Source organism: Hymenobacter latericoloratus, from assembly GCF_014199535.1.
In the GTDB taxonomy this organism is placed as follows: Bacteria; Bacteroidota; Bacteroidia; order Cytophagales; family Hymenobacteraceae; genus Hymenobacter; species Hymenobacter latericoloratus.
On record NZ_JACHNV010000003.1, the window covers coordinates 649616 to 664799 of the forward strand.

General features: G+C 57.4%; 12 protein-coding genes and 1 tRNA gene. 3 read left to right on the forward strand and 10 right to left on the reverse strand.

The window, feature by feature from the left end:
- Positions 1-3: 3 nt before the first annotated feature.
- Positions 4-1437, reverse strand: coding sequence for an LptF/LptG family permease (locus GGU46_RS13280; protein ID WP_183404000.1), 1434 nt, complete (start codon positions 1435-1437; stop codon positions 4-6).
- 118 nt (positions 1438-1555) lie between these two features.
- Entirely contained in the window at positions 1556-1966 is a 411-nt protein-coding gene (locus tag GGU46_RS13285) for an START-like domain-containing protein (RefSeq protein WP_183404001.1), read from the reverse strand.
- A 135-nt stretch (positions 1967-2101) separates the two neighbouring features.
- Between GGU46_RS13285 and GGU46_RS13290 the strand changes: the two genes are divergently transcribed.
- Both GGU46_RS13290 and GGU46_RS22330 read left to right on the forward strand, forming a co-directional pair.
- A tRNA-Met gene (locus GGU46_RS13290) sits at positions 2102-2175 on the forward strand.
- A gap of 314 nt (positions 2176-2489) precedes the next feature.
- Entirely contained in the window at positions 2490-2621 is a 132-nt protein-coding gene (locus GGU46_RS22330; RefSeq protein ID WP_262890946.1) for a hypothetical protein, read from the forward strand.
- An 85-nt stretch (positions 2622-2706) separates the two neighbouring features.
- Here GGU46_RS22330 and rplT read toward each other — a convergent pair whose 3' ends face one another.
- From rplT to GGU46_RS13330, 8 genes are all read right to left on the reverse strand, one after another.
- Positions 2707-3051 carry a 50S ribosomal protein L20 gene (rplT, locus tag GGU46_RS13295; protein WP_183404002.1) on the reverse strand — a complete coding sequence of 115 codons (345 nt, stop codon included), beginning with the start codon at positions 3049-3051 and terminating at the stop codon, positions 2707-2709.
- 168 nt (positions 3052-3219) lie between these two features.
- Positions 3220-3414 (reverse strand): 50S ribosomal protein L35, encoded by a 195-nt coding sequence (gene rpmI / locus GGU46_RS13300; RefSeq protein ID WP_183404003.1) that lies wholly within the window; start codon positions 3412-3414, stop codon positions 3220-3222.
- 92 nt (positions 3415-3506) lie between these two features.
- Positions 3507-4103: a translation initiation factor IF-3 gene (gene infC / locus GGU46_RS13305; RefSeq protein WP_183404004.1), complete on the reverse strand. Its 597-nt coding sequence runs from the start codon at positions 4101-4103 to the stop codon at positions 3507-3509.
- 322 nt (positions 4104-4425) lie between these two features.
- Positions 4426-6369, reverse strand: coding sequence for a threonine--tRNA ligase (gene thrS, locus GGU46_RS13310; protein ID WP_183404005.1), 1944 nt, complete (start codon positions 6367-6369; stop codon positions 4426-4428).
- A 142-nt stretch (positions 6370-6511) separates the two neighbouring features.
- Positions 6512-7636 carry a tetratricopeptide repeat protein gene (locus GGU46_RS22465; protein ID WP_183404006.1) on the reverse strand — a complete coding sequence of 375 codons (1125 nt, stop codon included), beginning with the start codon at positions 7634-7636 and terminating at the stop codon, positions 6512-6514.
- 58 nt (positions 7637-7694) lie between these two features.
- Complete coding sequence (locus tag GGU46_RS13320) at positions 7695-8552, reverse strand: tetratricopeptide repeat protein (RefSeq protein ID WP_183404007.1); 858 nt, start codon at positions 8550-8552, stop codon at positions 7695-7697.
- A 174-nt stretch (positions 8553-8726) separates the two neighbouring features.
- Complete coding sequence (locus GGU46_RS13325) at positions 8727-11477, reverse strand: DNA gyrase/topoisomerase IV subunit A (RefSeq protein WP_317171920.1); 2751 nt, start codon at positions 11475-11477, stop codon at positions 8727-8729.
- A gap of 344 nt (positions 11478-11821) precedes the next feature.
- Complete coding sequence (locus GGU46_RS13330; protein WP_183404008.1) at positions 11822-13741, reverse strand: DNA topoisomerase IV subunit B; 1920 nt, start codon at positions 13739-13741, stop codon at positions 11822-11824.
- A gap of 192 nt (positions 13742-13933) precedes the next feature.
- On the opposite strand from GGU46_RS13330, the gene GGU46_RS13335 reads away from it, so the two are divergent.
- Positions 13934-15121 (forward strand): AI-2E family transporter, encoded by a 1188-nt coding sequence (locus GGU46_RS13335; protein ID WP_183404009.1) that lies wholly within the window; start codon positions 13934-13936, stop codon positions 15119-15121.
- Positions 15122-15184 lie beyond the last annotated feature (63 nt).

Sequence of the window (15184 nt, forward strand, 5' to 3'; positions counted from 1 at the left end):
TCTTTAAGCTGCTTTTTTATAGCCTCGCAGCGGCCAGCGGAGCCAAGAGGGAAAAAGCTGCGCCCAGTTGACATCGAGCAGACCAGAGTCGTGGCGGGCTTGGTAGAGAAAGAAAAGGCCGATGGGAAGCAGGACGGTAGCAGCCATCCACATGCCTATGCCAACGGGCATCACCATCTCGCGCCCATATTTTTCTCCCATGATGGATACTACATAGTACACGATAAAGAAGACAATGGAAACGAGAATAGGCACGCCCAGGCCCCCTTTCTTAATAATGGCCCCTAAGGGAGCCCCGATCAGGAACATGAGCAGAATAGCCGCCGACTGCGTGTACTTGCGAAAGCTCTCAATCTGGTAATTGGCGGTTTCCTTTGTGAAGTTGGTGAGTCGCTCGGCGGAGGTACCCAGGAAGGAGCGCACGTTGCGGGCCCGGTTGGCGGCCTGCTGCGCCACCGACATAGTAACGGGCTGCAAACGGGTAACGGGCACCTGCCAACTGGTAACTCGTTGCAAGGCGGCCTGCCCGGTGGTATCAAACCGCAGGTACGTGTAGTAGGGACTTAGCTGGGTTATAAGCTGTACGCGCTCCGTCTGCAGGCGCTGCTGCAGAGAATCGGTATAAAGATTAAGCTGACGCAGGTTCAGCATCATCTTGTTATCCTTAAACAACTCCTTCTTCGTACGGTCCAGCCCAAACGACTCCAGGGAGAAGGTTATCAGGTTGCGGCTGAAGTTCTGGCGCGTAAACGTAGCGCCGGACCGGTTGCTGGCATCGGGCTGTTCTACATAAATACGTCCCCGGAACAGTTCCAGTCCGAGGTACTGCCCGCCAAACCGGGTGAACATGCGGCCTGAATCAGCAAGAATTACCCGCATACTTCCCGAACTCTGCGTATGGTCATAAATCATGATACCTTTGAGAATATCTCCATTCTCGCCCAGCTTCTGATTGACCTTGATGGTGCGGCCCGGAATACCGTTATAAAACACTCCCTCGCGGATATCGAGCGCCAGCTTTTGCTGGCGCACGTCCCAGAGCAGGCTATATGCCTCCAGGTTAGCCAGGGGTACAATGGTATTATTAAACCAGAACGCTCCACCCGCCAGCAACAGGCTGAAAAGTAAAACCGGCCGCAGAATCCGGGTTAGCGAAATGCCCGCCGTTTTGATGGCCGTCAGCTCGTGGTGTTCCCCGAGCGTGCCAAAGGTCATCAGGGAGGATAATAGCACAGCCAGGGGTAGGGAAATAGGAGCCAGCAGTACTGCGAAATAGAACAATAGCTGCGCAATCACACCAAAGCCCAGGTCCTTGCCCACCAGATCATCCATATACTTGAGCATGTACTGGGTGAGGAAGATGAACTGCACTACCGCGAAAGTGAGCAGGAAAGGCCCGGCGAAGGCTCGCAGGATAAGCTTATCGAGTTTTTTCATACAGACATGAAGCTTGGGCTTTGCGCAGCCAGCTTCCCGACAAAAGAAAAGGGAGCAAACGGGAAACGAAGATACGGCTCGTTTCGCGTCTGCTCCCCGGCAGCAAGTCAAACATCGGCTACCCGCCTACCTGTTCCCGCAGCTTTTGGATCAGGCTGTCCCACATTTCCTGCAATTCCACGGTGTCTGTTTCCTCCGAGTAGTCAACGATGCGTAGGTATACCTCCTGGGTCAACTGCGACTCATCAATCAGGAAGTCCAGGTAGTTGGCGTCGGGGGTATGTCGTCTATGTTCATCTAGGAAGACAAAGCGAGCAGAGCGATTCGTGCGGTGCGAGGCCATTTCCGCGTAATGGGGTTGGTTATCCCAAATGAAATTGTAGCGCCCCTCCTCCACCCGCACATCCTGGCAAAACCAGTGTGACAACCCGGAAGCCGACGCCAGGTAGGGATACAAGATTTTGGGAGAGGCATTAATGGGATACTCGACCGTGAATCGGTGTTTGAGGCGAGTGGCAGACAGGGGCATAAGCAAAACAGTGTAAAGAATTTAGCGAGCCAGCTTCCTCGAAAAGCGGCCCAGCAGCCAATATACATGGGTTTTTTTTTGCGCAACACTTGCATTACAATAAAACTTGTTCCTACATTTGCACCACCAAAACAGGGCGGGGTAGCTCAGTTGGTTAGAGCACAGGATTCATAACCCTGAGGTCACGAGTTCAACTCTCGTCCCCGCTACAAGTTAAAAGGCCTTCCTGCACTAGGAAGGCCTTTTCGTTTTCTACCCCTTTTTTGTGGCGAAATCTGCGCAAACTATCCTACTTGCCAAAACTGCAGGTTGACACGCGCAAATCGCCGATGACCTGTACCCTACTGCCACAGGCGCGGGAGTTGCTGATCAGAAACTGTTTTGTATTGTTGGGAAAGTGGGCCAGCCAGGTTTGAGAAAGCCTTGGGGTGCACTATTGCTCACAAGCGACGGGGCGATACAACGCGGGCTTTTACCAAGCCGTATCACAAGCAGTCATGGATTCTGTTTTTCTTGATTAGCTATGCGCACGCCCTTTATCAGACAACGCTCCCGAGGCAACGGCAATACGCCCCGCGAATCCGACGGTTGGCTGTGGTACGTAGTAGGGCTGCTCACTTTCTTCTGGCTGTTGTACACTTGGTTTTTTGAGTAATGAATGCCTAATAAACAGAAACGCCTGACCAAAATTGGTCAGGCGTTTCTGTTGTGTAAGCGTACTACCTGTTACAGGTGGGTGCTTACTTAATTTTCTCTACGATGCCTTTGAAAGCCTCGGGGTGGTTCAGGGCCAAATCAGCCAGTACTTTGCGGTTCAGGTCAATGCCAGCCTTTTTCAGGCCGCCCATGAGCTGCGAGTACGACAGCCCGTGCTCACGAGCCCCAGCGTTGATACGCTGAATCCAGAGGGCGCGAAACTCACGCTTCTTAACCTTCCGGTCGCGGTAAGCATACAGCAGACCTTTTTCAACCGCGTTTTTAGCAACGGTCCATACGTTTTTGCGGCGGCCGTAGTAGCCCTTCGCCAAACGCATTACTTTCTTCCGACGGTGGCGCGAAGCCACGTGGTTTACACTTCTTGGCATAACCAGTTTTTTTTGGCGGCCGGCGGCGGGCGTAGTGCCGCAGCTTTCGTTTCAGCCGGACGCCTGGTGAGAAATTAAAAATTAAAAACTATGAATTAAAAAAGCCTGCCAACTGGCTAGACTAGCTAACCAAGCATGTCTCTTTCTTAATTCTTAATTCTTAATTGACTAGATACCAAGCATGTCCTTCACGCGGTTCATGTCGGCCGAGCTAACCAGCCCAACGTGCGTGAGTGCACGCTTCTGCTTGGTGGTTTTCTTGGTCAAGATGTGGCTTTTGAAGGCGTGCTTGCGCTTCACTTTGCCCGTGCCGGTCAGCGAGAACCGCTTTTTGGCGCCGGACTTGGTTTTTACTTTCGGCATTGTAGTGGAGAAAAGGGTGAAAAACTGCGGCGGTCGGCTGCCTAGGGCCGGTGCGCCAGCGAAAAGAAGGAATTAAATTCCTCGAAAAATACTTACTCAGCCGTTTTGTCGGCAGCAGCCGGCTTGGCTTCTTTCGGAGCGTCTTTCCCAGCTTCTTTCGGGGCAGCCTTCCTGACAGGGGCCGCCGCCTTGGGCGCTAGGTACAGGAACATGCGCTTGCCTTCGAGCTTGGGCAGCTGCTCCACCTTAGCCAGATCTTCGAGAGCCTGGGCAAATTTGAGGAGCAGAATTTCGCCCCGCTCTTTGAAGACGATGCTACGGCCAACGAAGTGAACGTACGCCTTGATTTTAGCGCCTTCCTTCAGGAATTCCTGGGCGTGCTTGAGTTTGAAAGCAAAGTCGTGGTCATCGGTATTAGGTCCGAAACGGATTTCCTTGATGACTACTTTGGTCTGCTTAGCCTTTAGCTCACGGGTTTTCTTTTTCTGCTCGTATTTGAACTTGGAGTAGTCAATTACGCGGCAGACGGGTGGGACGGCCGTGGGTGAAATTTCCACGAGGTCGAGGTTCTGCTCCTGGGCCATACGACGGGCCTGCTCAATGGAGTAGATACCCTGCTCAATGTTGTCGCCAACAAGGCGAACTTCCCGGGCCGTAATCTTCTGATTGATTTTAAACGGCTCCTCCACTTGAGCGCGGGGGATATAGCGGCGGTTTGGGGTAGCTATGGCGTTTCTCCTTAAGGTGAAAATCGGAATCTATGCTGAACTGCTAGGACGTCGGAACGCCGTGGCGGGTTCAATCAGCGGGCGAATATCCGTCATTTTTTCCAAACGCTCAAAAATGACTATATAAAATTGTCGAAACTGCCCCGCCCGAAGTTGGCCAGATAGGCTCCGTTTGCTTGTTTAGGCACCGGACGCCTACCCCCAAATACGACGCCAGCCCTACGCTGCGGACTAACAACGTAGGGCTGGAATTCAATCCGGCAAAAGCAACCGACGGAGCCGACTACTTACCGTCCATCATGTCGTTTACCTGCCGCTGGAAGTTGGCAACGAATTCATCTACCGGCATGGAGCCCAGGTCGCCTTCGCCGTGCTTGCGCACCGATACAACCCCGTTTTCCTGCTCCTTCTCCCCCACGATCAGCATATAAGGTACCTTCGATACTTCGGCGTCGCGGATTTTGCGGCCGATTTTCTCGTCGCGGTGGTCCACGGTGCCGCGCAGCTCGGCGGCCTGCAACCGGTCATACACTTGCTGAGCATAGTCATGGTATTTCTCCGAGATGGGCAGCACGGCAAACTGCTCAGGCGAGAGCCAGAGCGGGAAGTTGCCGCCGCAGTGCTCAATCAGTACGGCCACGAAACGCTCCAGCGAACCGAACGGGGCCCGGTGAATCATGACGGGGCGCTGACGAGAGTTGTCGGGCGCTACGTATTCCAGCTCGAAGCGCTCAGGCAGGTTGTAATCTACCTGAATCGTGCCCAGCTGCCACTTGCGGCCTAGCGCGTCGCGCACCATGAAATCGAGCTTGGGGCCGTAGAAGGCTGCCTCACCCAGCTCGGTTACTGTGTTGAGTCCTTTCTCGGCGGCAGCTTCCTGAATAGCCGCCTCTGCGCGGGCCCAGTTTTCATCGGAGCCGATGTACTTGGTTTTGTTTTCGGGGTCGCGCAGGGAAATCTGAGCCGTGAACTCAGGAAAGTCGAGGGCTTTCAACACGTAGAGCACAATGTCGATAACCTTGAGGAACTCCTCCTTTACCTGATCCGGGCGGCAGAAGATGTGGGCGTCGTCCTGGGTGAAGCCGCGCACACGCGTGAGGCCGTGCAGCTCCCCCGACTGCTCATAGCGGTACACCGTGCCGAATTCCGCAAGGCGCACCGGCAGGTCGCGGTACGAGCGGGGCTTGCTGCGGTAGATTTCGCAGTGGTGGGGGCAGTTCATGGGCTTGAGGAAGAATTCCTCGCCCGGATTCGGCGTTTTGATGGGCTGAAACGAGTCGGCGCCGTACTTCTCGTAGTGGCCCGAGGTAACGTACAACTCCTTGGCGCCAATGTGCGGCGTTACGACGGGCTGGTAGCCGGCCTTCATCTGAGCCCGGCGCAGAAACTGCTCCAGCCGCTCGCGCAGGGCCGTGCCTTTGGGCAGCCACAGGGGCAGGCCGGCGCCTACCTTCTCCGAGAAGGTAAACAACTCCAGCTCCTTGCCCAGCTTGCGGTGGTCGCGGCGCTTGGCTTCCTCCAGCTTCTCCAGGTATTCGGTCAGCTCTTTGGCTTTGGGGAAGGTGATGCCGTAAATACGCGTGAGCTGTTTATTCTTCTCATCGCCACGCCAGTAGGCGCCCGCTACGTTCAGCAGCTTGACAGCCTTAATGGGGCTGGTGTCGGGGATGTGCGGGCCGCGGCAGAGGTCGGTGAAGTCGCCCTGGGTGTAGAAAGTGATAGAACCATCCTCCAGGCGTTCCAGCAAGTCCAGCTTGTAGGGGTCGTTCTTCTCCGTGAAGTAGGCAATGGCATCCGCCTTACTTACTTCGCGGCGCTCATACTGGCTTTTTTTCTTGGCCAGCTCCAGCATCTTCTTCTCGACTTCCGGCAGGTCGTCGGTGGAGATGGTGCGGCCTTCGCCCAGATCGATATCGTAGTAGAAGCCGTTTTCGATGGCGGGCCCGATGCCCAGCTTCACGCCGGGGTAGAGGGCTTCGAGGGCTTCGGCCATAAGGTGAGCCGAGGAGTGCCAGAAGGTGGATTTGCCTTCCGGGTCGTTCCAGGTCAAAATGGCCACCTGGGCATCCTGTTCAATGGGGCGGTGCAGGTCGCGCACTTCGCCGTTGACGCGTACGCCGAGGGCATTACGGGCGAGGCCTTCGCTGATGCCGGCGGCAACGTCGTAGCCCGTGGCGCCATCTACAAACTGGCGCACCGAGCCGTCGGGGAGGGTGATCTTAAGCATAGAATGGGGATAGTGGCTATACAAACAGCCGTGAAGCCGCAAGTTAGGAGTTTCTGCTTGCTCCGGCAGGCACTTCTGCGTTGCGCCCCCTCCGGCCGGCCCCAGATTCAAGCGTGTGCGCCGGCCCTACCTCCTTGTAGCGCTACAGCCCGCTGCCGGGCCTTTCTATGGTAATGGGCTCGACGGCTTCTACTGTCGGGCGGCGAACTTCTTCCGCCAGAATGCCTTTGGCGCGGTTATTCGTTTTCCACACCTTGTAGGTCCAGTGCCGATTGCCCGGATTTTCGGCTACCAGCAGCCGGTACTGATCGGCGGCTTCGGGCCAGCGGGCCAAGCTCTCCAGGCTTTCGGCCAGCATCTGGCGGGCCCCAGCCAGGCGTGGGGCCCGGCGCAGGGCCCGCTGGAGGTGGGGTATAGCTACCGCGTACTGGTGGCGCTTGTAGGCGGCCAGGGCCAGGCGGTAGTCGGCGCGGTAGAAGGTGGTATCGAGCTGCACGGTGCGGGCGTAGATGCGGGCGGCGCTATCCGGCTGGTTCTGCAGCTCAAATTGCCGCCCGTAATCGTACCAGAGCGGGCCGTAGGTTGGGGCCAGCTTCAGCCCCCGGGCCGCGTAGAGGGCAGCTTGCTGAGGCTGGCGAAAGGCATTGGAAAGAAAGGCCAGCTGGTGCAGGGTTTCCGGCTGGCGCGGGTCGCGGGCCAGGCTGGCCCGCAAGTAGTCCAGGGCCTGCACCGTGTCCTGCAAGCCCACGTACGCAATGCCTTTGTAGAACAGGGCCGCCGCATCGTCGGGCTCCTGCTGCAGGGCGCGGTCCAGCTGATCGAGGGCGTCCTGATAGCGGCGGGTAGCCAGGTGCATTTCCCCTACCAGCAGATTCAGGCTGGGCGAGGCAAAGCCACGGCGCCCGGCTTCCGTAGCAGCGGCCAGAGCCGACCTTATCTGCCCCCGCGCCCGCAGGGCCCGGGCTTTAATAAAATAAAATTCCCCCGGAGCATCGTCCAGCTCCAGGGCTTGGTTGATGTCGCGGAGGGCGGCTTCGACCTGCCCGGCATCGAGGCGAAAAGCGGCGCGGCGGGCGTACAGGGAAGCATTGCGCGGCTGGCGGGCAATGGCGCCGTCCAGCTCTTCGGCCTGAATGCGGGGGCCGCTCTGTACCGTGCGCAGGTTCACCATGGTATCCGGGCGCTCGGCGGGCGCATCGGAGCAGGCAACCAGGCCCAGCGCCCCGGCGGCAGGCAACAGCAAACGGGAGAAGGAGAAATGAGGCACGGCAGAAAGCAAGGACGCCGCAAAGATACGCCCTGCTACTGTTCGCGCGGCCCCCGGCCTACAGCTTCCGGACGTGGCGGCTAATCTGGCGGCGCAGCTTGCGGTTGAGCTGCTCCAGCATCCGGCGGCAGCGGCGGCTGATTTCCAGCTCATCGGCCGTAACGGGGGTGAGGGTCACGGCTTCCTGCAGCACCGCCGTGGCCCGGGTTTGCTGGCTGCGATTTAGGTACACCCGGGCCAGGTCATAGGCATACTGAATGCGCTTGGGGTCCAGCTCGTGGGCGCGCTGCAGGGCATCTATGGCCCGGAACGTGCTGGCCCCGGCGGGTGTGCCCCCCAGAAATAACCGGCTAAACAGGCGTTCCAGCGGGTTGTAATGATCAACTCGGTAGTGCCAGCGCCCCAGCAGCTGCCAGGCCTCGGCCCACTCCGGACACAGCTCTACGGCCCGCAAAACATGGGGGCGCATTTCGCGGTAGGCCAGAAGCCGCCCCCGCGCCGTGAGCAGGGTAGCCTGGTTGGCCAGCGTCAGGGCTTCGGCATAGTGGCCCTCGGCCCCGTCGGGGCGAACTACCAGCGCCCGGCTGGAATACAGGCGGGCGGCCGAGAAGTAAGCGGATTTCCGGGTTTCATCGGTGTAGCGGGCCCCAATCCGGACGCTGAGCACGGCGGCCTGCCAGAGGGCATCGTACGTAGCCGGCGCTTTGCTGAGGGCCAGCTCGTACTTCGCCAACGCTTCCGACTCGTGATACTGAGCCTGCAAGGTGCGGGCCTGGGCCAACAGCTCGGCAACAGTAGAGCCTGTCGTTTCGGTGGGGTTGCCGGCGGATGGTGCCCGTTGGGCACTAGCATGCCTACCTGCCAGCAGCAGGCCAACTAGCACCATCCGCACGAACATTTGACCGGGACGCAACATGATAAGCAAAGGTACTTTTTTAGGAGCCGAGCACAGGTAGTCGTAGACCGCAGCGACGGACTTCCCCTACCCCTGGCCTGCGCCCAAACCTGCTGAAGGGGTAGGCGCTACCCCAATCCACCAAGAAAAAGGCCGGCCCGCAAGGGGCCAGCCTTTTTCTATGCGCCGCCATTTCTAGAATAGTTTCAGCTGCGACTTGGGCGTTTTTAGCACGGCCTGGGCCTGGGCAACGTCGGCTTCCGATATGTCAACGGGGCCGGTTAGCTCGGGCAGGGGCTCGTTGTCATTGGCCGCGGCATCGGGGGTAGCGGCGGGGCGCGGAATGGTAGCCGGGCCAACTTTTTTCTTGCCGGCTTTGCGCTCGGGTTCCGGTCCTTCATCAGTGAGCAGCGTCACTGAGTGCAGCTTGAAGTAGTTGAGCTTGTTGCCCATGGCCCGCCAGCCTTTCACGTCAATAAACTCGTGGAGTAACAGGCGTTCGGTGAGCTTTTCTCCCTTCTTTTCCTTCTGCACTTTCATTTCTATCTCCGGGGTCGGGCCACACGTAGCGCACACCAGGCTGCTGCCTTTCGTCTCTGAAATAAAGATGAAGGGTTTGCGCTGGGTGGTGGTTTCGATGCGGAAACGCTTGACGTAATGGGTCTTTGTTTCCCCTTCCAGATACACCGCATTAATTACGACATCCGCGTCAAACTTGCGCAGAAGCACAATCTTGTGCAGTTCAAAGTGGAAGGTCAGGTCTGGGGGTAGCAACTCGTAGCTGCCATCCTTGTACACCACCAAAATGCTGTCGTCGGTGTCAAATGCTCCGAGGTAGCGGCCGTGACCGGCGTGATTCAGGCGGCCCACCACGCTGTCGAAGAATACTTCCCGCCCACCCAGGGTGGAGTCGCCCACGGCTTTGCGGGTGATTTTCTTGATGGGCTGCTTCGTGACGATATTGCCCATGGAGCCTTTGCCTTTGATGGCCAGCTCGGCAAAATCAAAGTCAAACTGCTTCACTCGGGCCGGGGCCTTATCGGAGAGCTGCACGCTCACAATCTCCGATTCCGAGTTCGGGTTGGCCGTGAGGTAGAGGGTTTTGGTGCCCTTGGTGCCTTTGGTCAGGTCGTACACCTTGTCGCGGGTGATACCCGTCACCAGGAAGCGCTTGGCGAAGCTGATGCCCGAGGCGCCATCCTGGTAGATCATGTTATATACCAGCCGGTCGTCGTTCTTGTTGTACACCCCAGCGTAAAGGATATCCTTACCCACAAAGGTCTTTTCAGCAATTTTTGACACCGTAAAAGTACCGTCGCGCCGAATAGCAATAATGTCGTCCAAGTCGGAGCAGCTGGTGACTTCCACCGCCTTTTCGTCCTTTTTCAGACCGTAGCCCACGAAGCCATCCTGGTAGTTCACGTAGAGCTTCTGGTTAGCAATGGCTACTTTCTGGGCCGTTACCACATCAAAGGTGCGCAGCTGCGTTTTCCGCTCCCGGCCCGCGCCGTACTTTTTCAGCAGGCCTTCGAAGTACTGGATGGCGTAGCGGACAATGTTAGCCAGGTGATCGGCCACCTCGGCCAGCTCCGTTTCCAGCTTCTGAATGTACTCGTCGGCCTTGAAGCCGTCGTACTTGGAAATGCGCTTGATGCGAATTTCGGTCAGGCGAGTCAGGTCGTCCTCCGTGATGGGGCGACGCAGGACAATGCGCGTGTCGTTGGCCTTTTGCTTCTCCCCTTCCACCCGCACGAATTTCTTCAGGCCGGCATCGATGGTCTGCAGAATTTCCTCCCAGGTTTCGCACTCCTCAATTTTGCGGTAGATGCGGTTCTCGATAAAGATCTTCTCCAGCGAGGCCGAATGCCATTTTTCCTGCAGCTCTTCCTGGCGGATTTCCAGCTCCCGCTCCAGCAAACGCACCGTTTTTTGGGTGCTCAGGCGCAGCATGTCCTCTACCCCCACAAAGCGCGGCTTATCCTCGATAATCACGCAGGTGTTGGGGGAAATGCTGATTTCGCAGTCGGTGAAGGCGTAGAGGGCATCCATGGTGAGGTCGGGGCTAACGCCGGCCGGCAAGTGCACCTGAATCTCCACCTCGGCGGCCGTGTTATCGACTACCTTCTTGATCTTGATTTTATTTGCTTCCGAAGCCTTCACGATGCTTTCCATCAGCGCCGTGGTGGTGGTGCCGTAGGGAATGTCGCGAATCACGAGCATGGTCTTATCAACCTTCTCGATGGTAGCCCGCAAGCGGATTTTGGCCCCGCGCAGGCCGCCGTTGTAATTGCTCACGTCGCAGAGGCCGCCGGTCGGGAAGTCGGGGAACAATTGTATTTCCCTACCCCGCAGCACGTCGATAGAGGCCTTGCACAACTCGCGGAAGTTGTGAGGCATAATCTTGGTGCTCAGGCCCACGGCAATGCCCTCTACCCCCTGCGCCAGCAGCAGCGGAAACTTCACGGGTAACGTGGTGGGCTCGCGCTTGCGGCCGTCGTAGCTCATCTGCCACTCCGTGATGTCCGGGTTGAACACCACGTCCAGCGCGAACTTGCTTAGGCGGGCCTCAATGTAGCGCGGGGCGGCCGCCCCGTCGCCGGTGCGGATGTCGCCCCAGTTGCCCTGGGTCTCAATCAGCAGGTCTTTCTGGCCCAGGTTCACCATGGCGTCGCCGATGGAGGCGTCGCCGTGGGGGTGGTACTGCATGGTCTGCCCGATAACGTTAGCCACTTTGTTGAAGCGGCCGTCGTCCATCTCCTTCATGGCGTGCAGAATGCGGCGCTGCACGGGCTTGAGGCCGTCCTCAATGGCGGGCACGGCGCGTTCCAGAATCACGTAGGAAGCATAGTCCAGAAACCAGTTCTGGTACATGCCGTTCACCGTAGCTACATCGTGAATGGTTTCGCCGGGGGCGAATTTGGGCTCCTCTTCCGTTTCTTCGGTCACGGGCTCCGGCTCGGTCACGGCGTCCACATCGGCGCCCGACTCGGCCAGTAGTAGCTCGCCGGTTTCGCTTACCACCAGTTGGGTAGTATCCTCTTCCGGCTCGGAGGGCACAGCAGCATCCGCCGGCGTAGCCGACTCGGCCCCGAACGCAAAGGAGTCGCCGGCGCCGAAGGTGTTCGGCTGCTCGTCCTGGTTCGGGTCGTGGGGGTTCGTCTCTTCTGACACAGTAGGGTGTGGCGCTTGCCACGATTATTGTTCTTGTACCTCTCTCCTGCTCCCAGGGGTAGCAGAAGGTTAACTTCTTCGTTTTAGGCGGCTGAAACCGCCCGGCAACTGCTTTGGCCTTAGGCCAGATCCGCTTCCGCTACTTCCTCCACGGGCAGCACGTCGGAAGTCACCAGATCTTTCTCTAAACGCAGGTTTTCAATGATGAATTCCTGACGAGCCGGCGTGTTCTTGCCCATGTAGTAATTCAGAACTTGCTGAATAGAGCGGTCAGACTGCAGAATGACGGGCTCCAGCTTGATGTTGTCGCCAATGAATTTGCCGAACTCGTCGGGCGAGATTTCTCCCAAGCCTTTAAAGCGGGTGACCTCGGGGTTGCGGCCCAGCTTGCGCATGGCCGCCTGCTTTTCCTGCTCGTTGTAGCAGTAGATGGTCGTTTTCTTGTTGCGGACGCGGAACAGCGGGGTTTCTAGAATGAACACGTGGCCATTACGCACCAAATCGGGGAAGAACTGCAGGAAGAACGTGAGCAGCAGCAGCCGGATGTGCATGCCGTCCACGTCGGCGTCGGTGGCAATTACCACCCGGTTATAGCGCAGGTTTTCAATACCTTCCTCGATGTTGAGCGCGTGCTGGAGCAAGTTCAGCTCCTCGTTCTCGTACACGATTTTCTTTTTCAGCCCGAAGCAGTTCAGGGGTTTACCGCGCAGAGAGAAAACAGCCTCCGTTTCTACGTTGCGGCTCTTGGTGATGGAGCCCGAGGCCGAATCACCTTCCGTAATAAAGAGGGTAGTAAGCAGCTCTTTCTCCGCTTCCTTGGTTTCGCCCAGGTGCAGGCGGCAGTCGCGGAGCTTGCGGTTGTGCAGGTTGGCTTTTTTGGCGCGCTGGTTGGCCAGCTTTTTCACGCCCGCCATGTCCTTGCGCTCCCGCTCGCTTTGCTCAATGCGCTTGCGCAGGGCCTCCGCCACCGCCGGATTTTTGTGCAGGTAGTTATCGAGGTGTTCTTTTACAAAGTCTAGTACGAAACCGCGCACCGTGGGCCCATCAGGCCCCATGTTGATGGAACCGAGCTTGGTTTTGGTCTGCGACTCGAACACCGGCTCCTGTACGCGCACCGAAATGGCGGCAATGATGGAGCCGCGAATGTCGGCCGCGTCGTACTCTTTCTTGTAGAACTCGCGCACGGTTTTCACCACGGCTTCCCGGAAAGCGGCCAGGTGCGTGCCGCCCTGGGTGGTGTACTGCCCATTCACGAAGGAGTAATACTCCTCGCCGTAATCATTACCGTGAGTGAGAGCCAGCTCGATATCGGGACCTTTGAGGTGGATGATGGGGTAGCGCAGGCTCTCCGGGTCGGCCTTGCGGGCCAGCAAATCCAGCAGACCGTTCTCGGAGTAGTACTTCTGGCCGTTGAAATTGATGGTGAGGCCGGCGTTCAGATAAACATAATTCCAGATCTGATTTTCCAAGTACTCCGGGATGAAGCGGTAGTTACGGAAAATAGAATCGTCGGGCTGGAAGGTCATCAGCGTACCGTTGCGCTGGCTGGTTTTCACCGGCTTCGGGTCGCTGGTGAGCACGCCCTGCGAAAACTCCGCCGACTTCATCAGCCCGTCGCGCACGCTCTGCACCAGAAAGTAGTTGCTGAGCGCGTTAACCGCTTTAGTGCCTACCCCGTTTAAGCCCACAGACTTCTGGAAGACCTTGGAGTCGTACTTACCGCCCGTGTTAATCTTGCTTACTACCTCTACCACCTTGCCCAGCGGAATGCCTCGCCCATAGTCACGCACCTGCACGCGGCTGTCCGAAATCTTGATGTCGATGGTGCGGCCGTGGCCCATCACGTGCTCATCGATGGAGTTGTCAATCACTTCCTTCACGAGCACGTAAATGCCATCATCGTAGCTGGAGCCGTCGCCGAGCTTACCGATGTACATGCCGGGGCGCAGCCGGATGTGCTCGCGCCAGTCCAGGGAGCGGATGCTGTCTTCGGTGTAGCCGTGGTTGGGGGTAGCGGCGGGTACTTGTTCTTCAGCCATGAAATCGGGTAATCAAATTTGAGGTAAAATAACGCAGAAAATTGGCCTTTTCCGCGTCTTTCTTTCGCTATTCAAGTTAGCAAAATTTCATTTACCAACCCAGTCGCGCGCCCGATTGTTCCCCCCAAACCGTACAAAATCTGCCAACCTTCTTGCTTTCACTTCCTTTGTTTTACCAATTTTCTTAGCAATATGTTTCCTCCCGCTACCCAACATCATTTGCCTCCCTCCGGCCACAAGCCCACGCCTGAGGTAAAGCAAACTCCGGTAGTTCAGTTTGCCTTCCTCATGATTGGGGCGGTACTGCTGGTGTATTCTTTGCGCGTCCTGGATGACGTGCTGTTGCCTCTTGTCTTTTCGGGTATCTTCTCGCTACTGCTGCTGCCCATTTGCCGGTGGCTGGAGCTGAAAGGCCTGCCCCGGGTGCTGGCCATTATCCTGTGTTTGCTGCTGCTGGTGCTTATTGTGGCCGGCGTGGTGGTAGGCTTTGGCTCGCAGCTGGCTCAGTTCAAGAACGAGATACCCAAGCTGCAAACAAAAACAATGGAGTTCTTCAACTCGGCTCAGGAGTGGGCGCACCAGCGCTTTGGCTACCAGCCCATGAGCATTGAGGAGGTCAAGGACTCCACCATGAAGGCGCTCAAAAAATCGGGCGGCACGTATCTGGGCACCACGCTCAACACCACTACTTCGGCCCTGAGCAACATTCTGCAGGTTTTCATTTATATCTTCTGTCTGCTGCTCTACCGCGACCATCTGCGCCAGTTTATGTTCCGCTTTGTGGCCCCCGACAAGCGCACGGCGGTGCTGCACACCGTGGACAGCATTCAGACGGTAGTGCAGGCCTACATTTCGGGCTTGGTGAAGGTGATTATCATTGTGGCCGTGCTCAACGGTATCGGGCTGGTAGCGCTGGGCGTGAAATTCGCGGTGTTCTTCGCCATTTTCGCCTCGGTGCTGGCCGTAATTCCCTATATCGGCATCATGATTGGGGCCACTATACCGGCCATTATCACGCTGGTAGAAACCGGCTCCATCGTGCAGGCTGCCTTGGTGATTGGGGTGTTTGTGGTGGTGCAGTTTCTGGAAGGCAACTTTATTACGCCCATGATTACGGGCTCCCAGGTAAGCATCAACCCGCTGGCCGCCATTCTGGCCCTAATCCTGGGCAACGAGCTGTGGGGCACGCCGGGCATGATTCTGAGCATTCCGATTATGGCTGTTATCAAGGTAGTGCTGGATGCCAGCAAAGTGACCGAGCCTTGGGGCTTCCTGCTGGGCGACACGGCAGAGGGAGAAAACTCTACCAAAGCCGGCGAAAAGCAGCCGGGTTTTTTAGGCCGGCTCTGGGGCCGCGTAACCGGTAAAGCAACCCAATGACCCCGGCCATATAAGCGCTTTTTGAATCCCCCGTCGGCTTTTACCGGCGGGGGATTCTTTTTT